23 protein-coding genes, 4 tRNA genes and 1 pseudogene are annotated in these 22,761 nt (G+C 45.1%); 23 read left to right on the top strand and 5 right to left on the bottom strand.

The window, feature by feature from the left end:
- Window positions 1-73: 73 nt before the first annotated feature.
- Window positions 74-1,003: a manganese-dependent inorganic pyrophosphatase gene (locus ACKTRM_RS19135; protein WP_004393053.1), complete on the bottom strand. Its 930-nt coding sequence runs from the start codon at window positions 1,001-1,003 to the stop codon at window positions 74-76.
- Between the two features lie 206 nt (window positions 1,004-1,209).
- Here ACKTRM_RS19135 and ACKTRM_RS19130 point away from each other — a divergent pair, with 206 nt between their 5' ends.
- Entirely contained in the window at window positions 1,210-1,581 is a 372-nt protein-coding gene (locus tag ACKTRM_RS19130) for a winged helix-turn-helix transcriptional regulator (RefSeq protein ID WP_007615010.1), read from the top strand.
- Between the two features lie 36 nt (window positions 1,582-1,617).
- Here the strand turns inward: ACKTRM_RS19130 and ACKTRM_RS19125 are convergent, their stop codons facing one another.
- On the bottom strand, window positions 1,618-2,103 hold the full coding sequence (locus ACKTRM_RS19125; RefSeq protein ID WP_007407913.1) for a spore coat protein: 486 nt from the start codon (window positions 2,101-2,103) through the stop codon (window positions 1,618-1,620).
- A 133-nt stretch (window positions 2,104-2,236) separates the two neighbouring features.
- Here ACKTRM_RS19125 and ACKTRM_RS19120 point away from each other — a divergent pair, with 133 nt between their 5' ends.
- The 10 genes from ACKTRM_RS19120 to ACKTRM_RS19075 all read left to right on the top strand — a co-directional run bounded on the left by ACKTRM_RS19120 (window position 2,237) and on the right by ACKTRM_RS19075 (window position 12,346).
- Window positions 2,237-2,389: a hypothetical protein gene (locus tag ACKTRM_RS19120; protein ID WP_004393059.1), complete on the top strand. Its 153-nt coding sequence runs from the start codon at window positions 2,237-2,239 to the stop codon at window positions 2,387-2,389.
- A 243-nt stretch (window positions 2,390-2,632) separates the two neighbouring features.
- Window positions 2,633-3,568, top strand: a complete 936-nt coding sequence (locus tag ACKTRM_RS19115) for a YybS family protein (protein ID WP_012118907.1) — start codon at window positions 2,633-2,635, stop codon at window positions 3,566-3,568.
- Between the two features lie 30 nt (window positions 3,569-3,598).
- Window positions 3,599-5,578 (top strand): DHH family phosphoesterase, encoded by a 1,980-nt coding sequence (locus ACKTRM_RS19110; protein WP_012118906.1) that lies wholly within the window; start codon window positions 3,599-3,601, stop codon window positions 5,576-5,578.
- Window positions 5,575-6,024: a 50S ribosomal protein L9 gene (gene rplI / locus ACKTRM_RS19105; protein ID WP_004393063.1), complete on the top strand. Its 450-nt coding sequence runs from the start codon at window positions 5,575-5,577 to the stop codon at window positions 6,022-6,024. Before ACKTRM_RS19110 ends, rplI begins: the two co-directional genes overlap by 4 nt.
- 143 nt (window positions 6,025-6,167) lie before the next feature.
- Entirely contained in the window at window positions 6,168-6,731 is a 564-nt protein-coding gene (locus tag ACKTRM_RS19100) for a kinase (protein ID WP_041482281.1), read from the top strand.
- A gap of 87 nt (window positions 6,732-6,818) precedes the next feature.
- Window positions 6,819-7,475 (top strand): PIG-L deacetylase family protein, encoded by a 657-nt coding sequence (locus ACKTRM_RS19095; protein WP_023357224.1) that lies wholly within the window; start codon window positions 6,819-6,821, stop codon window positions 7,473-7,475.
- Window positions 7,472-8,806, top strand: coding sequence for a glycosyltransferase family 4 protein (locus ACKTRM_RS19090; RefSeq protein ID WP_012118903.1), 1,335 nt, complete (start codon window positions 7,472-7,474; stop codon window positions 8,804-8,806). Before ACKTRM_RS19095 ends, ACKTRM_RS19090 begins: the two co-directional genes overlap by 4 nt.
- A complete protein-coding gene (locus tag ACKTRM_RS19085; protein ID WP_012118902.1) occupies window positions 8,796-9,983 on the top strand; it encodes a carboxylate--amine ligase in 1,188 nt (395 codons plus the stop codon). Before ACKTRM_RS19090 ends, ACKTRM_RS19085 begins: the two co-directional genes overlap by 11 nt.
- Window positions 9,976-11,031: a phosphotransferase gene (locus ACKTRM_RS19080; protein WP_012118901.1), complete on the top strand. Its 1,056-nt coding sequence runs from the start codon at window positions 9,976-9,978 to the stop codon at window positions 11,029-11,031. Before ACKTRM_RS19085 ends, ACKTRM_RS19080 begins: the two co-directional genes overlap by 8 nt.
- Window positions 11,032-11,053: 22 nt before the next feature.
- Window positions 11,054-12,346 carry a glycosyltransferase family 4 protein gene (locus tag ACKTRM_RS19075; protein WP_012118900.1) on the top strand — a complete coding sequence of 431 codons (1,293 nt, stop codon included), beginning with the start codon at window positions 11,054-11,056 and terminating at the stop codon, window positions 12,344-12,346.
- A gap of 79 nt (window positions 12,347-12,425) precedes the next feature.
- On the opposite strand, the pseudogene ACKTRM_RS19070 reads toward ACKTRM_RS19075, so the two are convergent.
- Window positions 12,426-12,677: pseudogene (locus ACKTRM_RS19070) on the bottom strand (hypothetical protein); the annotation flags it as partial.
- Between the two features lie 85 nt (window positions 12,678-12,762).
- On the bottom strand, window positions 12,763-12,906 hold the full coding sequence (locus ACKTRM_RS19065) for a YycC family protein (RefSeq protein WP_007407902.1): 144 nt from the start codon (window positions 12,904-12,906) through the stop codon (window positions 12,763-12,765).
- A 118-nt stretch (window positions 12,907-13,024) separates the two neighbouring features.
- Between ACKTRM_RS19065 and ACKTRM_RS19060 the strand changes: the two genes are divergently transcribed.
- On the top strand, window positions 13,025-13,234 hold the full coding sequence (locus tag ACKTRM_RS19060; RefSeq protein WP_012118898.1) for a hypothetical protein: 210 nt from the start codon (window positions 13,025-13,027) through the stop codon (window positions 13,232-13,234).
- A 30-nt stretch (window positions 13,235-13,264) separates the two neighbouring features.
- On the opposite strand, the gene ACKTRM_RS19055 is transcribed toward ACKTRM_RS19060, so the two are convergent.
- Window positions 13,265-13,462: a DUF2188 domain-containing protein gene (locus ACKTRM_RS19055; RefSeq protein ID WP_012118897.1), complete on the bottom strand. Its 198-nt coding sequence runs from the start codon at window positions 13,460-13,462 to the stop codon at window positions 13,265-13,267.
- A 170-nt stretch (window positions 13,463-13,632) separates the two neighbouring features.
- Here ACKTRM_RS19055 and dnaB point away from each other — a divergent pair, with 170 nt between their 5' ends.
- The 11 genes from dnaB (at window position 13,633) to ACKTRM_RS19000 (ending at window position 22,747) form a co-directional block, all read left to right on the top strand.
- Window positions 13,633-14,997, top strand: coding sequence for a replicative DNA helicase (dnaB, locus tag ACKTRM_RS19050; RefSeq protein WP_004393100.1), 1,365 nt, complete (start codon window positions 13,633-13,635; stop codon window positions 14,995-14,997).
- Between the two features lie 116 nt (window positions 14,998-15,113).
- Entirely contained in the window at window positions 15,114-15,527 is a 414-nt protein-coding gene (locus tag ACKTRM_RS19045) for a VOC family protein (protein ID WP_041482233.1), read from the top strand.
- A gap of 238 nt (window positions 15,528-15,765) precedes the next feature.
- A complete protein-coding gene (gene purA / locus ACKTRM_RS19040) occupies window positions 15,766-17,058 on the top strand; it encodes an adenylosuccinate synthase (RefSeq protein ID WP_012118894.1) in 1,293 nt (430 codons plus the stop codon).
- 202 nt (window positions 17,059-17,260) lie between these two features.
- Window positions 17,261-17,336, top strand: a tRNA-Lys gene (locus tag ACKTRM_RS19035).
- An 8-nt stretch (window positions 17,337-17,344) separates the two neighbouring features.
- Window positions 17,345-17,416 (top strand) — tRNA-Glu (locus tag ACKTRM_RS19030).
- Between the two features lie 84 nt (window positions 17,417-17,500).
- Window positions 17,501-17,577, top strand: a tRNA-Asp gene (locus tag ACKTRM_RS19025).
- Between the two features lie 36 nt (window positions 17,578-17,613).
- Window positions 17,614-17,686: transfer RNA gene (locus ACKTRM_RS19020), tRNA-Phe, on the top strand.
- 337 nt (window positions 17,687-18,023) lie between these two features.
- Window positions 18,024-18,731, top strand: coding sequence for a cell wall metabolism DNA-binding response regulator WalR (gene walR / locus ACKTRM_RS19015; protein ID WP_004393104.1), 708 nt, complete (start codon window positions 18,024-18,026; stop codon window positions 18,729-18,731).
- A gap of 6 nt (window positions 18,732-18,737) precedes the next feature.
- Window positions 18,738-20,573, top strand: a complete 1,836-nt coding sequence (walK, locus tag ACKTRM_RS19010) for a cell wall metabolism sensor histidine kinase WalK (RefSeq protein ID WP_004393106.1) — start codon at window positions 18,738-18,740, stop codon at window positions 20,571-20,573.
- Window positions 20,563-21,921 (top strand): two-component system activity regulator YycH, encoded by a 1,359-nt coding sequence (yycH, locus tag ACKTRM_RS19005; RefSeq protein ID WP_004393107.1) that lies wholly within the window; start codon window positions 20,563-20,565, stop codon window positions 21,919-21,921. Before walK ends, yycH begins: the two co-directional genes overlap by 11 nt.
- Window positions 21,908-22,747 (top strand): two-component system regulatory protein YycI, encoded by an 840-nt coding sequence (locus tag ACKTRM_RS19000; protein ID WP_012118893.1) that lies wholly within the window; start codon window positions 21,908-21,910, stop codon window positions 22,745-22,747. Before yycH ends, ACKTRM_RS19000 begins: the two co-directional genes overlap by 14 nt.
- Window positions 22,748-22,761 lie beyond the last annotated feature (14 nt).

The raw sequence follows: 22,761 nt of genomic DNA, 5'->3' as shown, positions 1-22,761 counted from the left end.
AGCGCTTACGAAACGGCCGTCTGATGAATGAGCAATAAAAAAAACACCCCGGCGGGTTTCCGGGGTGTGTTGGTTATTCTGCAATCGCGTCTGTTAAAACAGGAACGACTTGTTTCTTTCTGGATACGACGCCTTTTAAAAGAGCCGTGTTGTTTTCTAAAGTCACGTTGAATGCTTTTTCCACTTTTGACGCTTGATCACCGATGGCAAGCGCAAGGGAATCGTTTTCCAGAATATCCGTAATCACGAGAAGGAACAGGTCAAGGTTCTTCTCAGCAATTACTTTTGAAAGAGCCGCTTCTAATTCCGGCTGCCGCTTTTTAACATCTTCAATATCAACTGTGTTGACTTGGGCGATTTCGACTTTTTTGCTGCCGAGCGTGAACTCTTTCGCATCAAGAGAAATCAGTTCTTCCACAGTTTTTTTGCTTAAGTCGGCGCCCGCTTTCAGCATGTTTAAGCCGTACTCTTCCGCATCTACGCCGGCAATTTCAGCAAGCTCTTTTGCCGCTGCGATATCTTGCTCCGTGCAAGTCGGAGATTTAAATAACAGAGAGTCGGAAATGATTGCTGACAGCATGAGGCCCGCAATTTCTTTCTCGATTTTCACGTTATTTTCTTTGTACATTTTGTTTAAGATCGTAGCCGTACAGCCGACCGGCTCAGCACGGTAGTAAAGAGGTTCCGCTGTTTCGAAGTTGGCGATACGGTGGTGGTCGATAACTTCAAGAACCTGAACGTCTTCGATATCCTTGATGCTTTGCTGGCGTTCATTGTGGTCAACAAGGATGACGCCGTTTACTTCGTTTGCGGCTGTTTCCACCAAACGCGGGCTTTCCTGCTTGAAATAATCAAGCGCGTATTGTGTTTCGCCGTTGACTTGTCCGAGGCGGACGGGCTCAGCATTGAAGCCGAGTTTATTTTTTAGATCAGCGTAGGCAATGGCAGAGCAAATGGTATCTGTGTCTGGGTTTTGATGTCCGAAAATAAGAATTTTTTCCATAATAACTCCTTGTCCTTTTTTGTAGTGTAAACAATCTTTTTATAGTTTAACACGTCTTGAGGAGGGTGTAATCTTCAAAACCTTAAAAATTGATGTGAAAAAGAAGCATTTTTGTTGAGAGGTGGAGAGGATTGCGAGTAAAATACTGGGTAAGTCAGATGCTAATCAGCATATAGTATCAAAAAAGGTACTATGGAGGATGAAAAATGAACATATATCCGAATAAAGAAGGTTGTCCGGTTGAACTGACGCTTTCCGTTATCGGCGGAAAGTGGAAGGGTATTTTGTTTTATCATATGATCGGCGGAAAAAAGCGGTTTAATGAGTTTCGGCGCATTTGCCCCAGCATTACGCAGCGTATGCTGACGCTTCAGCTTCGCGAGCTTGAGGCGGACGGCATCGTGCATCGCGAGGTATATCAGCAGGTGCCTCCAAAGGTGGAGTATTCTCTTACCGAATTCGGCAGGTCGCTGGAACCGATCGTTTTGCAAATGAAGAAATGGGGAGATGCCAACCGGGAGTTTCTCGAGGCATACCGGGAAAAAACGTCTCCTCAAGATCAGTCCGCTCAAAAATAAGAAGCAGCAAAGGATTAAATTCCTTGCTGCTTTTTTTTATTTCATCGCGATGGCTTTTCTGGCGTTGCGCACATCATTCTTCAGCAATTCGCTCAGGTTGTAAGCCGGATATTGACCCCGTTCTTCCATATACTCAAAGACCATTTGATGCCACTTGATGGCCGCGTTTAAGTGCTTGACGAAGACGTGTCTTAATTGAGGTGTGGCCGTCTCTGTAATGGCTCCGGCATAATTGCGGACAGATGTTTTGGCCAGGATCAGCAGGCCGCCGCTGTAAAAGGAGGAATCAGCGCGCTCTTCTGTTTCATCCTCACGAAAGGCGGGAGCTTCAGGGAAGAAAGGAAGCAGTTCACGCAGATTTTGTTCCAGCGAATGGATGGAAAATCTGTAAAGCTGTTTTAATCTGGCATCGCTTACGTCCCGCTCTGTTCTTTTTAATTTCACAAGTCCGTTTGCCTGGAAAGCCACTAACTCATGCAGTTCTAACGTTTCATGCCATGCTAATGTTCTCCGCTCAGTCATGGTGTAAGAATCTCCTTTATCCTTCATTTTCACTTTCAGCATATGCCCCGGCCCCGATGTTGTTCCTGATGTTTTGAAGTTTCCAGAAAGGGAAACTCAATGTAAAGGAAATACGAAATAGAGGTGAAACTATATGTGGGACATGATAAAGAACTTCTTCCTTTTCAGCAGCGGGGTTTTGCAGGCGACCACTCTCTTACTTATCGTTATCGTCTTGTTATATGTACGAAAAACCAAAAAGAAAAACAGAGATACTTCTGGTTTCATGGATGATCAGGATCACTGATACAACGGGCATTCTTTCACTGGGATGTCCGTTTGTCTGTTTTCATGTTTCACATGGAACATTGCGGCTGTCCGTGCTCATTTTACTTGCGATTTCGACTTATGTTAAAATATATACGTGTATTTTGGAGAGTTTATGGAAAATTCAGGTCTTGAAAGAGACATTGCGGCGTCAAAAGAGCAGTCGTCTAAGCTGCTCTTTTCTATTCGTATGTTCGAATGATACAAGGTTTGAGGTGAGTAAGTGAAAAATACAAGGGCTCTAATAGAAGGCGCCATTTTGATCAGTATTTTTGCAATCATTTCCCTTTTGGTCGTGTACCTCCCTTTACTGGGGGCAATTCTTCTCTTTGCTTTGCCGCTGCCGATCATTCTTTACACCATTCGGCACGGTCTGAAGTCCGGGGTATGGATGGGGCTTGCCAGCCTTCCTGTCAGCTTTATTGTAGGTTCGTTTACCGGGCTTACAGGCGCTTTTACGGCGGCCTGTACGGGAATCGCCATGGGATATTATTTTAAAAAGAAACAGCCCGGCTATGCGGTTGCTGCCGGCGCTATGGCGTATGTGTTGTGCGGCGTCGTTTTTTTTGTGGTCAGCATCGTGTTTCTTAATATGAATGTGGTTGATACCACCATGTCCCAGCTTCGGGAGTCGCTGTCTTTAGCAGAAACCATGTCAAAACAGCTCGGTTACGGAGACCAGTTCGGGAAGCAGATCAAGCTGATGGAAAGTCAGCTGAGCACGGTTCAATATCTTTTTCCGACAGTGCTCGTATTGACCGGCATCGTTTTTTCTTTCCTCAGTTATGCTATGGCAAGGCCGCTTTTACGGCGATTTTCCCCTGATCTTCCGAAGATGAAGCCTTTTAGAGAGCTCAAACTCCCGCAAAGCGTTGTCATTCTGTATTTTATTGTGACGATATTAGGGTTTCTGCCTTTAGAAAAAGGGCATATGCTGTATTCGGTTTCATTGAATGGGGGATTTATTCTCAGCTTGCTGATTTGTATTCAAGGATTAGCGTTTATTTTTTTCTATTGCCGCGAAATGGAGATGCCGAAAGCCGTTCCTGTATTAGCAATTGTGCTGGGGGTGCTTTTTCCGCTTATCTTGTCCGTGTATCTCCTCTTAGGCATCATTGACATAGGCTTTAACATAAGAAATAAGGTGACGCGAAATTGAGTGTGACTTACAGGTGGGGAGTTGATAGAAATGCCTAGTTTTTATGAAAAACCGTTGTTTCGGTATCCCATCTATGCATTGATTGCATTGTCAATCATCATAATTCTCATCAGCATTTACTTTAACTGGCTGATAGGAGCCATCGGCGTTGTGCTGCTCGCCGTGATCTTGTTTTTCATTAAGCGTGCGGATTCTCTGATCAGAAAAGAAATTGACGATTATATCTCCACGTTATCGTATAGATTGAAAAAAGTAGGCGAAGAGGCATTAATGGAAATGCCTATCGGGATTATGCTGTTTAATGATCAATATTACATTGAGTGGGCGAATCCGTTTTTGTCTTCCTGTTTTAATGAAAGCACGCTCGTCGGACGGTCGCTGTATGACACATGCGAGGCCGTCGTGCCGCTGATCAAGCAGGAGGTCGATTCGGAAACGATCACCTTGAATGAGCGGAAGTTTAAAGTAGTGATTAAAAGAGATGAGCGCCTGCTTTATTTCTTTGATGTGACAGAACAGATTCAGATTGAAAAGCAGTACGAAAATGAGAGAACCGTGCTGGCATATATCTTCTTAGATAACTATGATGACGTCACACAGGGGCTGGATGACCAAACGAGAAGTACGATGAACAGCCAGGTCACCTCATTATTAAATGCGTGGGCGCAGGAGTACGGCATTTTCCTGAAACGGACGTCCTCGGAGCGGTTTATCGCGGTGTTAAATGAACACATTTTAACGGAGCTTGAAAACGCGAAATTTTCGATTTTGGATGAAATCCGAGAAAAAACATCCGTTCACACTGTATCTTTGACCCTCAGCATCGGGATCGGCGCATCGGTTTCTTCCTTGAAGGAGCTTGGAGATCTGGCGCAGTCCAGCCTCGATTTGGCTCTCGGCCGCGGAGGCGACCAAGTGGCGATCAAAATGCCGAACGGCAAGGTGAAATTTTACGGCGGCAAAACGAATCCGATGGAGAAGCGCACAAGGGTGCGCGCCCGGGTGATTTCTCACGCGCTCAAGGAAATTGTCTCAGAAAGCAGCAATGTCATTATTATGGGGCACAAATTTCCTGATATGGACGCAGTCGGAGCCGCAATCGGAATATTGAAGGTGGCGCAGGCCAACGGCAAAGACGGCTACATCGTCATTGATCCGAACCAGATCGGATCAAGCGTTCAGCGTCTGATTGAAGAAATTAAAAAATATGAAGAGCTGTGGTCGCGGTTCATCACGCCGGAAGAGGCGATGGAAATTTCAAATGACGACACGCTGCTTGTCGTCGTTGATACACATAAACCGTCCCTTGTGATGGAAGAGCGTCTCGTGAACAAAATCGAGCACATCGTTGTGATTGACCACCACCGCAGAGGCGAGGAATTTATTAAAGACCCGCTGCTCGTTTATATGGAGCCATACGCTTCATCCACCGCAGAACTCGTGACGGAGCTGCTTGAATACCAGCCGAAGCGGCTCAAAATCAATATGATTGAAGCGACGGCCCTGTTAGCTGGTATAATAGTGGATACGAAGAGTTTTTCCCTTCGCACGGGCTCGCGGACGTTCGACGCCGCTTCTTATTTGAGAGCGAAAGGCGCAGATACGGTTCTGGTGCAGAAAGTTCTCAAAGAATCCGTCGGTTCTTATATCAAGCGGGCGAAACTGATCCAGCATACGTCTCTTTATAAAGAACATATCGCGATTGCTTCTCTTCCTGAGAACGAAGAGGAGTACTTTGACCAGGTGCTGATTGCGCAGGCGGCTGATTCCCTCTTATCGATGAGTGAAGTGGAAGCTTCATTTGCGGTAGCCAGACGGGATGAGCATACGGTGTGCATCAGTGCGAGATCGCTGGGCGAGGTCAATGTGCAGATTATTATGGAGGCGCTGGATGGCGGAGGGCATTTAACCAATGCGGCAACCCAGTTATCGGGCATTTCTGTCTCAGAAGCGCTCGTCCGGCTGAAGGAAGCCATTGATGAATATTTTGAAGGAGGCGTTCAGAGATGAAGGTTATTTTCTTACAAGATGTAAAAGGTAAAGGAAAAAAAGGCGAAATGAAAAACGTAGCAGACGGTTATGCACATAACTTTCTCATTAAAAAAGGCCTCGCTGTCGAAGCAAATGCGACAAACATCAGCGCATTGAAAGGACAGAAAGAAAAAGAGAAAAAAGAAGCGATTGCCGAGCTTGAAAGAGCGAAAGATTTGAAAGAAACGCTTGAACAGCTGACTGTTGAGCTGAGTGCCAAATCCGGTGAAGGCGGCCGTCTATTCGGATCTGTCACAAGCAAACAGATTGCAGAAGCGCTGCAAAAAACGCATAAGATTAAAGTGGATAAACGGAAACTGGAGCTCCAAGACGGTATCCGCACACTGGGATATACAAACGTTCCTGTAAAGCTGCACCCTGAAGTTCAGGCTGTGCTGAAGGTTCACGTAAAAGAAGAAGCGTAATACACAATGAAAAACCCGCCGATCCGGCGGGTTTTTTTTTCATGTCTGCAGACGGCGCAGCGCAAGAAAATGATGAGGTTGTTTCATTTCCTATCATTACCATATTGCATATTATATTACATCATAACGAAGGATGTGTCGGTATGAAACGATTTTTTTCTGAAACATATTTTCATAATCCGGAGAATAAAAAGGCACTGGAGCACTATCCGCTGATCGGAGACGGAAAAGACGGGGAAGTCTATCGTTTGACATACAACAAATGCGTAAAATATTTCTTTGATCAAGAGACATGTAAGAAGGAATTGGCAGCTTTAAAGACCGGACAAGGTTCCCCGGTGATTCCAAGACTGTATGAATACGGAGATCGTTATATTGTGATGGAATACGTCCAAGGCACCTCTCTTGCCCGCCATATCAAAAAAGAAAAATCCCTGTCCGTCAAACTGACTGCTGATATTTTAAATATGCTGGATGAATTAAAGAAAATCGGTTTTACCAGATGGGATGCCGAAATCAGGCACATTCTGATCAATGAATACGGCAATCTTAAAGTCATCGACCATAAAAGAGCTTTTTCCGCCATTACCCGGTTTCCCGTAAAACTATTAAAAGGACTGGACAAATACGGCTTGGCGGATGAGTTTTTGAACACTATAAAAAAATTAAATCCGTCACGTTACCTGGAATGGCAGCCGCACATGTAAGTTTCTGAAAATCCGCACATGTAAGTTTCCTTTTTTTAGGGTCGTCATATGATATTTGTAACATTTGTTTGGTGGAGTGTGGAAAAAATGGCAGAATACATTATGGTTATCGGCGCTCATCCCGATGATGAACTATTGGGATCAGCGGGCACCATAAAACGGCTGATCAATGAAGGATATAAAGTGATTTCCGTTATTACGGCATTAGGAAGAAAAGAAGAAGCTCATCATATTAAACAATTAGGCGAACGCGCGAATCAAGAGCTTGGAATTGAGAAAGTCATCTTTTTGGAGCACACGAATTTAGAGCTGGAATGTATCCCTCTTCATAAGCTTGTCAAAGAATTAGAGCAGCTCATTCGCGTCTATCAGCCTGATAAAATCTTTACACATCATTACGGCGATATCAATATGGACCACCAGAGAACATTCCAAGCAGTTTTAACAGCCGCCAGACCGCTTCCGAATCAAAAGCCTATCGAACTGCTTACGTTTGAAACGCTATCTTCAAGCGAGTGGGAGAGAAATACGGCTGATAAACTCTTCAAGCCCAATTATTTCGTCAATATCACAGACACAATGGATGCCAAACTCGCGGCGCTTCACCACTATGACGTAGAAATGAGGGATTACCCTCATCCCCGTTCATATGAAGGCGTAAAGCATTTAGGAAAAGTCAGAGGGATGACGGCGGGTGTGGAATACGCAGAAGCTTTTGAAATCGTGCGGAGGATCTGGAAATGAACAAGACATTTTCCGTCCCCTATCCGTATATGATCCAGACGCTTGACAGCTACTACGGGGTCAAAACGCGCCCGCAAAAACAGAAAGCCATAAAGACACAGATGAAACATGCAGATCAAATTCCGCCGGTATACAGGAAAAAAAAGAAGTTATCCATTTTGATTGCCACGTTTTGGGACTACCCGCACACGGGCGGTTTATCAAACTATATTAAAACGCTTAGTGAAGGCCTGAAAAAGAGAGGTCATAAGGTGGATGTCATATCCCCTAATCTGTTTCCGTCCGCACAGGTAAAAGAACTGCGGACGGCTGTTGTTCCGAAATTAAAAGATTTCTTTAAAGACAGATATGGGGATTATAACGATCATATTTTGAAAAATAATCGGCTGATGTTTATATACGAGCAAATGCTTCAAAAGATTCATTTGGAAAGATATGATGTGTTCCACGCTCAAGATTTATTTACAGCCAATATGTTAGGCAGGTTCAATCAAATCTATAAAAAACCTTTATTTTTCACACCGCATGGCATGTTTACTTTCAACAGACTTAAATTTCACATCTTTAAAAAAGGCTCGGTAGAAGAGATTTATTATAAAACATTAGAGATGAAAGCCATTGAATACGCAGATCGCCTGATTATTATCAGCGATACGTTCCGCAGCCCCCTCATGAAGCTCGGAGCCGAACAGGAAGACATGACAACGGTGATCACAGGAATCGATTACGATGCAAAAACAGGCGGGAAAAGAAAAACCCCGTTACCGAAAAATAAGATCATCATCTCGTGTATTGCAAGATTAGGCCCGAGAAAAGGTCACAAATATTTACTGGACGCCCTTTCGAGAATTCCATCTGATGTACTTGAGCATGTTGAAGTGCTGATCGCGGGCGACGGAGAGATGAGGAGCGCCTTAGAGGAACAGGCTCGAAAACTGAATCTATCTATGGTTTCCTTTTTAGGAAAAAGAGATGATGTTCCCGCTATTTTGAATATGACGGACATATTCGTACTGCCGACCATTAATGATAGTCTGCCTATTTCGATTATTGAAGCGATGTTCAGCGGCTCGGCTATCATCGCGACCGATTGCGGGGGTATTCCGGATCTGATCCGCCATAACAAAACGGGGCTTATTGTCGAGCCGGGAAATGCAAAGGTTCTTGCCCGGGCTTTAGCGTTTTTTATCACTAACAAATCTGCGCGGAAGATAGCTGCTTCAAACGCAAAGGCCTACGCGGAGAAATATTTAAGCAGTGAGACGATGATAAAAAATATCGAATCGATTTATCAAAATACCAACAGCTCGGAGGGAGATCATGAAACATGAACATGCAGCCGTTGTACTTGATTTCAGTGCAAACGGGATTGGGATCATTCGCAGCCTGGCCCGAAGAGGAATCGATGTTTACGCGTTTGACACGGAGGGACCTTATCGTATCGGAAAATCAAGATTGGCAGATTGCGGGATATGTCCCAGCCCTTTAACACAAGAGGAAGAACTGCTGACATTTCTGACTGATTTCGGGAAGCGATTCCAAGCAAAGCCGGTTCTGTACGCAGGATCTGATGATTATGCGGGATTTATATCTAAATTCCGCGAGACATTAGCCGGTTTTTTTTTATTTTTGCTCCCGAGCCACTCTCTGTTAGAAACGGTCTTAGATAAAAGCAAAGCATATGAATTAGCGGTCAAGCATAACATCCCCTGCCCGAAAACCTTTTTTCCGAACAATCAGGATGAGCTGGAAGAGGCCATCGCCAATATTGACTTCCCGTGTATTTTAAAACCGGTGGCCGGCCATGAATACAGAAAAAAAGTAAACAAAAAAGCAATTGTAATGAAGGATGCCGCACAATTGCGCAAGGAGTTCAGCTCCTACAGAGAAAATGGAGAACTGCTCGTGCAGGAGATCATCCCCGGAGACAACCAGTGTTTTTATAAAGTCGCCACTTTTTATGATGACCAAATGAAATTAACGGGCTTATTCTCTCTGCAAAAGAACCATCAATTCCCTGCAGATTTTGGCGCGGGGGCCCACGTCGTCAGCAAACGGCTTCCTGATTTAATCGAGAAGACCCTGCCGTTTTTTGAAGCGATTCAGCTGAAAGGAGTAGGCATGGCGGAATTTAAAAAGGATCCCCGGGACAATGTTTACAAGTTTATCGAAATTAATCCGCGCTTTTGGCTCAGCCATAGCCTGACAGAACCGGCAGGCGTTCATTTCGTTTACATGTACTATCTGTATTTGACCGGACAACATGTAAAGCCCCAGCTCGAACAAAAAGAAGGAATCAACTGGATTTATGAGGTGCGTTACTTCTTAACGTTTTTGAAGAAACGAAAAAGAAGAGAAATGACGTTCCGGGATTTTTGGAAAGGGTGTAAAGGAAAAAAAGAGTACGCCCTTTTTGCTTGGAATGACCCGATGCCATTTATCAGAAACACTTGGTCCCATCTCAAAAACAGCTGGAAACGGAAGCGGAAGGAAGATCGGCATGTATGAAAAGGATCTTTTGTATGGCGCATTTCAAAAACTGAGAATTGACGAAAAACTGTCGTATTCGTTCGGTGAAAGGGCCGCGGTGAATCCGGATGACATCACGTGCCTGAAATCGACGGACAGAAGCGCCATTTATAAACTGTTTGTAAAGAAAAAATCCGGCACTGTTCCGCTGATATTGAAAGTATATAAATCTTCCCGTGAAAAAAATAAGGTCGAGATTAATATATACGGGAAAGCCCGTTCCGTTTTAGGGGATTTGCTGCCGGATATCTATCTTATAGAAGAAAGTGACCATGAAACGTGGATATTTATGGAGTTTGTCAGCCAGATCAGGGGACAGCTTACATTTCACCCGAAGCATTTCAAGTATATTATTCCGTCTGTCGCAGAACTGCACAGCCGCACCTTTGAAAACAAGAATATTACTGACGGTAAATGGCGGTCGTGGCTGCCGGTATACGAATCGGAAACCATGCGAAAAGGGCGTAAAAAGCAGATCAAAAAGACAGCGGAATTATTGGATAGGGCTCTTAAAGATGAGCGCACAAAAGATATCGTGAAGCCTCATTATCGGCAAATCACAAACTTGCTTGAGCAGGAGGAGCCGGATTTTTTCCCTGAATTGATACAAAACGGCTCAGCCATCACACACGGTGATCTTCATATGCAGAATATCTGCACCCACGATGCGTCCGGACATGAACCGTGGAATATTCAATTCATCGATTGGGAATCCGCAAAATACGCGCCGGTTTGGTTTGACATGACAGTGCTGGTTGAAATTCTGCTTGGTTTCAGAAAAGATTGGAGCCGGCACGCAGAAGATATTCGGACGTATTGCGTAAAAGTGTATACGAAAGAAATGAAAAAGCGGGGCATTCATTTTCAGACCCCTCCTATGACGCTTTATAAAATGGCTTATTTGCAGAGAACACTTGAGAAAGGGCTTCATACCCAATTGCGGAGAATCTTCGACAATCGGGGAGGGGAACTGCTGCCGTATCATGTTGACAAAGTGTCAAAATGGGGACGGGAATTAGGATTATAAGTTTGAGAGAGGGGGAGCGGATGTGAAAGAAGAGATCGGCAAGCCGAACGGTCTGGTGCCTCCAGCCTTATTGCGCGTCATGGATCAATTTTACGGGATCGAACATCAAGGTGAGCCAGAGATGCTGTATTCGTTCTGTGCGGAAGGAAAAAGCTCCCCCAAACGAAAAAAGCCATTGCGTATTCTGTACGCAACCTTTCTCCGTTACCCGAATGTCGGAGGGTTGGCGAGTTATATCACGTCAATTAAGACGGGTTTTGAGCGCATCGGTCATCAGGCGGATGTCATCTCGCCGCTCCAAATGCCGCCAACTTTTTTTCAGGAAGATATCCCGCGGGCCGCTGACGAGATCAGAGCGTTTCTTGTTGGCAGATACGGCGCCGCAAATGAAAAGTTTGTGAAGAATCTCAGCTATTTACATGTCTTTCAAAGATTTTTGAAGGAGATAGACTTAGAACAATATGACCTGTTTCACGCGCAGGATTTATTTGCGGTATTTTTGCTGGGATACTTTAATCAAACGTATCAGCGTCCTCTTTTTTTCACGCCGCACGGACATTTTACGAAAAGCCGGATGAAGTTTCATAAAATCCAAAAGGGTTCAATAGAAGAGGCATATTTCAGTGAAATAGAAAGGCAGGGTATCCGGGCTTCGGATAAAATCATTACAATCAGCGACTCCTTTCACGAGCCCTTGCTGGAGTACGGAGCGAAGGAGACTCAGCTGACGACTGTTCATACCGGCATTCACATTCAGGATGCCCCTGAGCCAAAACGTGCTGAAAAGCTCGTGATTGCGTGTGTTTCCCGTCTGACCGAGCGAAAAGGACATGATGTGCTGCTGGACGCTCTCGCACACATCCGGCATCATTTATCCGGAGTCGACATATGGATCATCGGAGACGGAAACATGAGAGGGTTTCTGGAAGAAAAGAAACGGAAACTGGGCCTCTCAAATGTGTTTTTCCTCGGAAAACGACGTGATGTGCCGGCGCTTTTGGCTGAATCATCTATATTTGTCCTGCCGACATTGAATGATAATTTCCCTATAGCGATCATTGAAGCGATGTTCTCAGGTCAAGCCATTGTCGCAACTGACTGCGGAGGAATCCCTGAGATGATCCGGCATGAGGCCACAGGGCTTATTTGCCAGCCCGGCAACAGCCGCGAACTTGCTGATGCTCTCGTAATGCTGATTACGGATCAGTCTCTCAGGGAACGGCTTGGAAAAGAAGCGCGCTCCTATGCCGGCCGGCATCTGCGTCAGGAACTGATGGTTTCAAAAATAGAAAGTATTTATCAATCATTTTTCTGAATGATATCGGCGCCGCATGGCAGGTGCTTCAAGAGCAAAATAAAGAGGCCGGTGTTTAACTATCCAGCCTCTTTCCGAGCTATTTTTTCATCACATACAGAGTCTGCTGACTTTGTCCGCCCGGGCCGCCTGTCATTCCTTGCCGGGCTGAGCTTGTTTTTTCGGTGCTGTATGGGTCAGCTGAGATTTTTGTGCCGTTCTTTTTCATCCATGAGACAAGCTTTGTGTTGCCTGAATTGTTTCCGGATAATATGAAATGTTTCACTTTTCCTTCGTCAACAAGTTTTTTCAGCTGTGAGACGGTTAAAATCGGATCGGTTCCGTTCAAAGAATGTTTTGCCAAAATTTCCTCGCGAAAAAAAGAGGCGGAAAGCCATCGCTTCCGCCTCCCGCACATATATATGAGAGAGCAGCCTTTATTTGTGATCGTTCTCTTTTTGGACTTCAGCTAATTTGGCAAGCAGAATGTGCTGAGGCATGTGCATGATTCTCTCAAGCGGCATATTCAGTGATTCTGCGAGCTTTTGCGCCGTTTCGGCGGAAATTTGCAGCGGTTTCATGTGATCACTCCTTCCGTTTCTTTATTGTACTAAAATCAGAAATCTATCGTAAGAGGATATGACAAAGGAATGGAGGTTTGAAAAGCGGGGCTTTATAACAGAATGGGGGAGGTTTTTTATGCAATCGCCATTGATGTTATTACAGCTGAAGCTGGCTGATTATCAGAAAAAAGCCGCAGAACTGCGGACAATTGACGAATTTATCATACTGAAACAGACATTGCAGGATATGATGAAAGTATTCGCCGCCTGTGAAGAATGGGAGCTGTATCAAAAAACGGCCGATCTCATGGCGCAGACGGTGCTGCACATCCGTTTCATCGATTAAGAAAAGCCCTCGCTCGGGCGAAGGCTTTTCTTAAAAGGACCGTTCTTCTTCAATGTTTTTATGCTGATCATAAATGACAAGCTTAGACGGGCTGTTATCTTTAGCCGTCTGCTCCGCTTTCTCAATCGCCGCGTCCTTTGATGTATAAAGAGCCGTCGGCGCCACATTTTCCACCTTCACAAACCATCCGTCCGCATCAACACTGGGTGTTACTGCATATGTTTTCATCCTTCTTACCTCCTGGTTTCGATTTATTTATTTGTTTCCCGGCATTCGGAATGGCGAAACACGCAGCCGCTGTTTGACAAATACAGGGAAAGTGATGTTTTTCTATTCTTTTTCTTGAGAAATGGTAAAATGGAGTTTGGATATTTTTTAAGGAGAGGACGGTGCTTAGCATGACAGACCTTCTGAATGATCGGCTGCCGCCGCAAAACATAGAAGCTGAGCAGGCCGTGTTAGGTGCTGTTTTTTTACAGCCGTCTGCGTTAACACTGGCTTCTGAAGTGTTGATTCCGGATGATTTCTACAGAATGTCACACCAAAAAATTTACAATGCCATGCTCGTGCTCGGAGACCGCGGTGAACCGGTTGATTTGGTCACGGTAACGTCAGAGCTTGCGAATACCGATTTGCTAGAAGAGGTGGGAGGCGTCTCTTACCTGACGGACATCGCGAATTCCGTTCCGACAGCGGCTAATATAGAATATTACGCGAAAATCGTTGAGGAAAAATCGATTCTCCGCCGTTTAATCAGAACGGCGACCTCGATCGCTCAAGACGGGTATACGCGCGAGGATGAAGTTGAAGATTTATTAAGCGATGCGGAAAAAACAATTATGGAGGTCGCGCAGCGAAAAAATTCGGGCGCCTTCCAAAATATCAAAGACGTGCTTGTGCAAACATATGACAACATTGAGCAGCTTCACAACCGGAAAGGCGATATTACCGGGATTCCGACTGGTTTTATTGAGCTTGACCGGATGACGGCGGGTTTTCAGCGGAATGATTTGATCATTGTCGCGGCCCGTCCGTCTGTGGGGAAAACGGCGTTCGCCTTAAATATTGCGCAAAACGTGGCCACCAAAACGGATGAGAGCGTCGCGATATTCAGTCTTGAGATGGGTGCCGAGCAGCTTGTCATGCGTATGCTCTGCGCTGAAGGGAATATTAATGCCCAAAATCTCAGAACGGGAAATCTGACGGAAGAAGATTGGGGCAAGCTGACGATGGCGATGGGAAGTCTGTCAAACAGCGGTATCTTTATAGATGACACCCCCGGCATCCGCGTCAGCGAAATCCGTTCAAAATGCCGCAGGCTGAAGCAGGAAAACGGATTGGGCATGATTTTAATTGACTACCTGCAGCTCATTCAGGGAAGCGGCCGTTCAAGCGACAACCGCCAGCAAGAGGTATCGGAAATTTCACGGGCGCTAAAAGCGCTGGCGCGGGAGCTTGAAGTCCCGGTCATCGCCCTGTCTCAGCTCTCCCGGGGTGTTGAGCAGCGGCAGGATAAACGTCCGATGATGTCAGATATCCGTGAGTCGGGAAGTATTGAGCAGGATGCCGACATCGTCGCCTTCCTGTATCGTGATGATTACTATGATAAAGAATCCGAAAACAAAAACATCATCGAAATCATTATTGCCAAACAGCGTAACGGCCCGGTGGGCACCGTCTCACTGGCTTTTGTGAAAGAATACAATAAGTTCGTAAACCTGGAAAGGCGCTTTGATGACGGCGGTGTTCCGGCAGGTGCGTAAAGCCTCAAGCAATGTCTTGAGGCTTTTTTCATCCGAAAGAATGAGAGAATGCCGTCCGTTCGGCAGACGAAAAAAAGAAAGCGCTTTTATATAATGGCATTAAGGGAGGGATGATGATGGCAATTGAATTTCCGCAATTTCAAGCGGCGCAAATCCGGATTGCCCGGCCGACCGGACAGCTCAAAGAAATCATCAGGTTTTATGAAGAGGGCCTCGGGCTGAAGAGGGTCGGCAGTTTTTCCGGACATGAGGGCTACAGCGGCGTCATGTTCGGCCTGCCCCATACGCAATATCACTTAGAATTCACCGAAGAAACCGGCGCGTCTCAGCCGGCGCCCGTTCCGCACGGCGACAGCCTGCTTGTCTTTTACATCCAGGATCAACAGGAGGTCATCCGCATCAGCACGACATTAAAGCAGATGGGATATGAGGAGAAAGCACCCGAAAACCCGTACTGGGAAGAAAAAGGCGTGACCATCGAAGATCCTGACGGCTGGCGGGTCGTCCTGATGAATACAAGCGGCATATAAGTGACTGTCTGAAGAACCCTGATTACGGGTTCTTTTTCTTGTTAAAGCATGAAAGTTTCGGGAGTAATAGATAGCAAATGAAAGAGAAAACGCTTTTAATCATGTTTAAGGCGAACAAACATAGATTGATAAGATTTAAATGTTCGGATTTACGATTGACTTTCTGTTTCGGCACTGATACACTTAATTTGTTTGAATGAGATATCGTTTTGAAAGGTTAACGGAGGTGCACGGATATATGTCTTCAGTAGTCGTAGTAGGTACGCAGTGGGGCGATGAAGGAAAAGGTAAAATTACAGATTTCCTATCAGAAAATGCAGAAGTGATCGCACGTTATCAAGGCGGAAACAATGCAGGACATACCATCAAGTTTGATGGCGTCACGTACAAGCTTCATTTAATCCCATCAGGAATTTTTTATAAAGAAAAAGCGTGTGTCATCGGGAACGGAATGGTTGTTGATCCGAAAGCGCTCATAACGGAGCTTGCGTATCTTCATGAACGCAATGTGAGCACGGATAACTTGAGAATCAGCAACAGAGCCCACGTCATTCTTCCATACCATCTGAAACTGGATGAAGTAGAGGAAGAACGCAAAGGGGCCAATAAGATCGGCACAACGAAAAAAGGCATCGGACCTGCTTATATGGACAAAGCGGCGCGGATCGGCATCCGGATCGCAGACCTGTTAGATCGTGACGTGTTTGCAGAAAAGCTTGAACGGAACCTTGAAGAGAAAAACCGTCTGCTTGAAAAAATGTATGAAACAGAAGGCTTCAAAATTGAAGATATTCTGGATGAGTATTATGAATACGGCCAGCAGATTAAAAAGTATGTATGCGATACATCCGTCGTCTTAAATGACGCGCTGGATGAAGGCCGCCGCGTTTTATTTGAAGGTGCTCAAGGGGTTATGCTTGATATCGACCAAGGGACATACCCGTTTGTCACTTCATCCAACCCGGTCGCCGGAGGGGTGACGATCGGTTCAGGCGTAGGCCCGACAAAAATCCAGCACGTCGTCGGTGTATCTAAAGCGTACACAACCCGTGTCGGTGACGGTCCTTTCCCGACTGAGCTGAAAGATGAAATCGGGGATCAAATCCGTGAAGTCGGACGCGAATACGGCACAACGACAGGCCGTCCGCGCCGTGTCGGCTGGTTTGACAGCGTTGTTGTCCGCCACGCCCGCCGCGTCAGCGGAATCACAGATCTTTCTCTGAACTCAATCGATGTGCTGACTGGCATTGAAACATTGAAAATCTGTGTCGCTTACCGCTACAAAGGTGAAGTGATTGAAGAATTCCCGGCAAGTCTGAAAGCTCTTGCAGAGTGTGAACCGGTATATGAAGAAATGCCTGGCTGGACGGAAGATATCACAGGCGCAAAAACATTAAGCGATCTTCCTGAAAATGCGCGCCATTATCTGGAACGCGTATCTCAGCTGACAGGTATTCCGCTTTCTATTTTCTCTGTCGGTCCCGACCGTTCACAAACGAACGTCATCCGCAGTGTATATCGCGCTAACTAAGAATTTGCAGCAAACAAGCCTCCGGTCACGGAGGCTTGTTTTTTTATGTAGGAAAAAAATAATAGATTTTTTTCAAAAAAGTAGTTGCCACTTTCGAATGTTCTATGATATTATAAATCTCGTTGTTACGGAACAGCTTCAATAGAGTACTGCAAGAAAGCTTTTGTCTGAATGCTCTATGATACATAATCCGACACATCAGGAGCCATTAGCTCAGTTGGTAGAGCATCTGACTTTTAATCAGAGGGTCGAAGGTTCGAGTCCTTCATGGCTCACCACTTTTTATGGCCCGTTGGTCAAGCGGTTAAGACACCGCCCTTTCACGGCGGTAACACGGGTTCGAATCCCGTACGGGTCATTGATTTACTTTAGCGTTATTGCTAACTCCTTATTTGTCCTCGGAGGGCCGCCACGATACGGCTCTCCGGACAAATTACTGTAAGGTCCGGTAGTTCAGTTGGTTAGAATGCCTGCCTGTCACGCAGGAGGTCGCGGGTTCGAGTCCCGTCCGGACCGCCATTTTACTTTACTTTATAGTATAGAAAAGAAACATCTGGCTCGGTAGCTCAGTTGGTAGAGCAACGGACTGAAAATCCGTGTGTCGGCGGTTCGATTCCGTCCCGAGCCACTTACCCAAACGCATCTGCAATAGTAGGTGCGTTTTTTCTTTTGTTATAAAAAAAGGGAGAGCCGGCTTTTCAGCCGGCCCAGAAGAAGACGTCAAACACTAGACGGCGTTTTTTTTCGTGAGGTTTCAAAAAAATATTATTTTTTAAAAGAAAATAAAAAACATGACAAAAGGATGGCAGTTCAATACGTTTTTGCGCTGTTCTCTTTAATTTTTTTATCTTTTGACCTGAAACCGTTATAATAGACGGGGAACGTTTTTTACGATCCGAATTGTGATCATCATGAAACATCAATAGATGAAATGAAGTCATTCTGGCAGGAGGAAAATCAAGATGATGGATAAGAAAATCCTTGTAGTCGATGATGAAAAACCGATTGCAGATATATTAGAGTTTAATTTAAGAAAAGAAGGCTATGACGTGCATTGTGCGTACGACGGAAACGAAGCCGTGGAAATGGTGGAGGAGCTTCAGCCTGATTTAATTCTTTTAGATATTATGCTTCCGAATAAAGACGGAGTTGAAGTGTGCCGGGAAGTCCGGAAAAAATATGATATGCCGATTATTATGCTGACGGCAAAAGACTCGGAGATTGACAAGGTCATCGGGCTTGAAATCGGAGCGGATGACTATGTCACGAAGCCTTTCAGCACGCGTGAGCTTCTGGCCCGCGTCAAAGCGAACCTGCGCCGCCAGCTTACGGTTGCGCCGGCTGAGGAAGAATCAGCTTCTAATGACATTCATATCGGTTCTCTCGTCATCTTCCCTGACGCTTATGTCGTATCAAAAAGAGAAGAAACGATCGAGCTGACTCATCGTGAGTTTGAATTGCTTCATTACTTAGCCAAACATATCGGACAGGTTATGACGCGTGAGCATCTGCTGCAGACTGTGTGGGGCTATGACTATTTCGGTGATGTGAGAACGGTGGATGTAACAGTGCGCCGCCTTCGCGAGAAAATCGAGGATAATCCGAGCCATCCGAACTGGATCGTCACAAGACGGGGTGTCGGTTATTACTTGAGAAACCCTGAACAGGACTAACCGGCGATGAATAAGGTTGGTTTTTTTCGGTCGATTCAATTTAAGATCACGCTGATCTATGTGCTTCTCATTATCATCGCCATGCAGATTATCGGCGTGTACTTTGTGAAACAGGTGGAGAATTCTCTTCTCAAGTCCTATGAATTATCGTTAAATCAGCGCATTGACAATCTATCCTATTATATTGAGCAGGAATATAAAGGAGATAATGACAGCACCGTCATTAAAGATGACGTCAAACGGATTTTGAATGATTTTACGAAAAACAATGAAATACGGGAGATTACATTTGTTGATAAAAGCTATGAGGTCGTCGGTTCTTCGAGGCCTTATGGCGAGGAAATAGCGGGGAAACAGACGACTGACCCGATTTTTAAACGGATTTTCTCAACAAAACAGGCCTATTCAAAAAAATATTATGATCCTAAAAGCAAAAACAGAGTGCTGATTTCAGCAAAACCTGTCGTCACAGAGAATCAGGAAGTTGTCGGCGCGATATATGTCGTGGCCAGTATGGAAGATACCTTTAACCAGATGAAAACCGTCAACTCGATTCTTGCTTCAGGAACAGGCTTAGCCCTTGTTCTGACGGCTCTTCTCGGTATATTTCTCGCCCGCACCATTACCCATCCGCTGTCGGATATGCGTAAGCAGGCGATGGAACTGGCAAAAGGGAATTTCTCCAGAAAGGTGCGGAAATACGGGCATGATGAAATCGGTCAGCTCGCAACGACGTTCAACCATCTGACGAGAGAGCTTGAAGATGCCCAAGCCATGACGGAAGGGGAGAGAAGAAAGCTTTCTTCCGTTATCGCGTATATGACGGACGGTGTCATCGCTACGAATCGCAATGGAGCTATTATTCTTTTAAACAGCCCTGCGCTTGAGCTGCTGAATGTTTCACGTGAAACGGCTTTAGAGATGCCGATTACGTCTTTATTAGGCATAAAAGAGAACTTTACATTTGAGGATTTAGTAGAACAGCAGGATTCCATGCTGCTGGAGATCGAACGTGACGATGAAACGACTGTACTGCGGGTGAATTTTTCCGTTATTCAGAGAGAGCACGGAAAAATCGACGGTTTAATCGCGGTTCTTTATGATGTCACCGAACAGGAAAAACTCGATCGGGAACGCAGAGAGTTCGTTGCCAACGTGTCTCATGAGCTGCGGACACCGCTGACGACCATGCGAAGCTATTTAGAGGCGCTTGCAGAAGGCGCGTGGGAAAATAAAGATATCGCTCCGCGTTTCCTAATGGTGACCCAAAATGAGACTGAGCGCATGATCAGATTGGTGAACGACCTGCTTCAGCTTTCTAAATTCGACAGCAAAGATTATCAGTTTAATCGGGAGTGGATTCATATGATCCGCTTTATGTCACTGATTATCGATCGTTTTGAAATGACAAAAGAACAGCATGTCGAATTTATCCGCGAGCTTCCGGACAGAAATCTGTACGTGGAGATTGATCAGGATAAAGTGACGCAGGTTCTCGATAATATCATTTCTAACGCACTGAAATACTCACCGGAAGGCGGACATGTCACTTTCTCAGTCGATGTGAATGAGAAAGAAGAGCTGCTTTATATCAGCGTAAAAGATGAAGGTATCGGCATTCCGAAAAAAGATGTGGAAAAAGTCTTTGACCGTTTCTACAGAGTGGATAAAGCGCGCACGAGAAAACTCGGCGGCACCGGGCTCGGCCTTGCGATTGCAAAAGAGATGGTTCAGGCGCACGGCGGAGACATTTGGGCCGACAGTGTAGAAGGCAAAGGAACGAAGATTACATTTACTCTTCCATATAAAGAAGAGCAAGAGGATGATTGGGATGAGGCGTGAAAATATAAAAACAGTCATACTGTCAGTGCTGGTCGTCATTAGTCTTGTTTTAACATGGGGAATTTGGACATTCCAGCCCAATTTTTCAGAAGGCACGGCCTCTACCAAATCGACTGTCCGGGAAAAGCATAAAATTGATAAAACGAGCCAAAAAGTGTCGCAAACGGTAAAACCCCGGGATATGTTTATTCATACAAACGGCTCTCATTATAAAGTGGATGATGAGACGCTCTTTAATGACCTGTGGGCGGATTTGCCGCAATGGGAAGTAAAAGGGATGAAGGATATTTCCGATCAATACGACAAGCTCGGTTTTAAAAATTGGCTTTACGGCAGAAACGGCAATTCGGCAAAGCTCGATCTGCAATTCAATGACACCATTCCGATTGATTTCTTCCAATCGATGTTTAAATGGTCGAATCCGTCAATGGAATACAGCTCATTTGACCATATTGTCATTCCGTTTAATGAGAATAAGACAAATAAGAAGATTTACATGGTCTCATACAGCAAGCAGCTGATTTTGGAAGTGACTGTGGAATCGGCGAATTACCGCAATCTGATGAATGAGCTGTACAGCAAAAAGTCGAGTATGCCGTTATACCACCTCTATTCGGTCGGAAAAAGCAAAGAATTTCTCATGCCGAATGCGCGGTTTAATATGAAGGAAAAAGAATTTATCACTGAAACCATTAAGACGAACCTGTTTAAGCAGACGCTTTTTAATGATCCGAGCACGGTCAGAGAAGACCCGAATTACAATCGGAATGTGCTGACTGACGGAATCAGCCGTCTGGAAATCAATTCGACACAGCGGCAGATTCAATTCCAGCATCGGAACCTGGCACAAAGCGCTTCTTATCAAACAGGGGAGCTGATTAAGAAAAGCTATAAATATTTAGAGGATACGGGAAGCTGGACGGATCATTATCAATTTTTCAATGTGAGTGATAACCAGCAGCTGAGTTTCTACATGTTTAAAGACCAAATGCCTGTGATTAACAGCACGTCTAAGCCTTTCGGATCCGGACCTGTTTTGACCCTGCAATGGGCCAATGACGAGGTTCTCAGCTACAAGCGGCCGAACTATGTTCTCGGACCGAATCCGATTAAAACAAAAGACGTAAAAATGATGAACGGCAATGAGGTTGTGTCTCTGCTTGAGCAGCAGGATAAATACGACGTGAATAAAATCGACCAGATCTTCCTGTCCTATCAAATGGTCTCTTCATCAACGAATGATCTCGTTGAACTGGAACCCGTCTGGAGTATGAAAATCAACGGGAAGATCGTCCCGATTACGAAAGATCTGCTGGGGAAGGAGGAGGACGATAATGGAGTGGAATAAGACAAAAACGATCTTCATCATTGCCTTCCTCATCCTCGATATTTTTCTCGGCTATCAGTTTTTTGAAAAACGCTCGAGCAGTGAATACGAAGTGATTAAAAATTCAAATGTGGAAAAAGACATGGAGATGGATCATATCACTTTCGGCAACCTGTCTTCTGATTCCGCGACGGGCTACCGGCTGACGGCGGGCCAAAAGGTATTTACCGCCGAAGATATTGATGCTTTGAAAGATCAAAAGCCTTTAATGGAGATGCCGGCGGATGATCACAAGGTTACCACACTGAAAATGAAATTTACCGATCCGGTCGGTTTATCGAAGCAAAAACCGCAAGAGGATGCGGAATCGCTCGTCAGCTCTAAAATAACCGGCGGTGAAAAATATAAACTGTGGAAAGTCGACAAGGATAAAAAACAGATCATTTTTTACCAGATGTATGACGGCCAGTTGATTTATCAGGATTTTGACTCGTCCACGGATGCGATCGGACAGGTGATTCTGCATCTGAACGATAAAAACGAGGTCGTATCTTACGAGCAGACCATGCTGGAGTCATTCAAGCGAATCCAGACGGAGAGCCTGATTCCTGAGCTTGATGCGGTCGAATTATTGTATTCTCAAAATTACTTAAAAGCGAATTGCGCCGTTAAAAGCGTTAAGTTCGGCTATATTGCCCAATATCCGCTGACAAGTACGCAGGTGCTGGCGCCGGTATGGAGAATTACAATTGAAGATAAGTCAAAAGGGACGAAGAAAAAGACACAGCAAACGTACACTGTGAATGCATTGGAAAGCACAGTCATTGATAACAATCAAAATAAATAATGGAGTGAGACACA

The sequence above is a fragment of the Bacillus sp. D7-8 genome (assembly GCF_052055895.1).
GTDB lineage: Bacteria > Bacillota > Bacilli > Bacillales > Bacillaceae > Bacillus > Bacillus velezensis.
The sequence above is the reverse complement of the archived record's forward strand: the minus strand, read 5'-3'. Positions and strand labels throughout refer to the sequence as shown.

Excerpts from the sequence above, each read along its gene's own strand:
- rplI (WP_004393063.1), top strand. The coding sequence starts at position 5,575 with ATGAAGGTTATTTTCTTACAAGATGTAAAAGGTAAAGGAAAAAAAGGC.
- walK (WP_004393106.1), top strand. The coding sequence starts at position 18,738 with ATGAATAAGGTTGGTTTTTTTCGGTCGATTCAATTTAAGATCACGCTG.
- ACKTRM_RS19120 (WP_004393059.1), top strand. The coding sequence starts at position 2,237 with ATGTGGGACATGATAAAGAACTTCTTCCTTTTCAGCAGCGGGGTTTTG.
- yycH (WP_004393107.1), top strand. The coding sequence starts at position 20,563 with ATGAGGCGTGAAAATATAAAAACAGTCATACTGTCAGTGCTGGTCGTC.
- ACKTRM_RS19130 (WP_007615010.1), top strand. The coding sequence starts at position 1,210 with ATGAACATATATCCGAATAAAGAAGGTTGTCCGGTTGAACTGACGCTT.
- ACKTRM_RS19085 (WP_012118902.1), top strand. The coding sequence starts at position 8,796 with ATGAAACATGAACATGCAGCCGTTGTACTTGATTTCAGTGCAAACGGG.
- ACKTRM_RS19095 (WP_023357224.1), top strand. The coding sequence starts at position 6,819 with ATGGCAGAATACATTATGGTTATCGGCGCTCATCCCGATGATGAACTA.
- ACKTRM_RS19065 (WP_007407902.1), bottom strand. The coding sequence starts at position 12,906 with ATGAAACCGCTGCAAATTTCCGCCGAAACGGCGCAAAAGCTCGCAGAA.
- ACKTRM_RS19055 (WP_012118897.1), bottom strand. The coding sequence starts at position 13,462 with ATGAAAACATATGCAGTAACACCCAGTGTTGATGCGGACGGATGGTTT.
- dnaB (WP_004393100.1), top strand. The coding sequence starts at position 13,633 with ATGACAGACCTTCTGAATGATCGGCTGCCGCCGCAAAACATAGAAGCT.
- ACKTRM_RS19100 (WP_041482281.1), top strand. The coding sequence starts at position 6,168 with ATGAAACGATTTTTTTCTGAAACATATTTTCATAATCCGGAGAATAAA.
- ACKTRM_RS19135 (WP_004393053.1), bottom strand. The coding sequence starts at position 1,003 with ATGGAAAAAATTCTTATTTTCGGACATCAAAACCCAGACACAGATACC.
- ACKTRM_RS19045 (WP_041482233.1), top strand. The coding sequence starts at position 15,114 with ATGGCAATTGAATTTCCGCAATTTCAAGCGGCGCAAATCCGGATTGCC.
- ACKTRM_RS19110 (WP_012118906.1), top strand. The coding sequence starts at position 3,599 with ATGCCTAGTTTTTATGAAAAACCGTTGTTTCGGTATCCCATCTATGCA.
- ACKTRM_RS19000 (WP_012118893.1), top strand. The coding sequence starts at position 21,908 with ATGGAGTGGAATAAGACAAAAACGATCTTCATCATTGCCTTCCTCATC.
- ACKTRM_RS19090 (WP_012118903.1), top strand. The coding sequence starts at position 7,472 with ATGAACAAGACATTTTCCGTCCCCTATCCGTATATGATCCAGACGCTT.
- ACKTRM_RS19060 (WP_012118898.1), top strand. The coding sequence starts at position 13,025 with ATGCAATCGCCATTGATGTTATTACAGCTGAAGCTGGCTGATTATCAG.
- ACKTRM_RS19080 (WP_012118901.1), top strand. The coding sequence starts at position 9,976 with ATGTATGAAAAGGATCTTTTGTATGGCGCATTTCAAAAACTGAGAATT.
- purA (WP_012118894.1), top strand. The coding sequence starts at position 15,766 with ATGTCTTCAGTAGTCGTAGTAGGTACGCAGTGGGGCGATGAAGGAAAA.
- ACKTRM_RS19125 (WP_007407913.1), bottom strand. The coding sequence starts at position 2,103 with ATGACTGAGCGGAGAACATTAGCATGGCATGAAACGTTAGAACTGCAT.
- walR (WP_004393104.1), top strand. The coding sequence starts at position 18,024 with ATGGATAAGAAAATCCTTGTAGTCGATGATGAAAAACCGATTGCAGAT.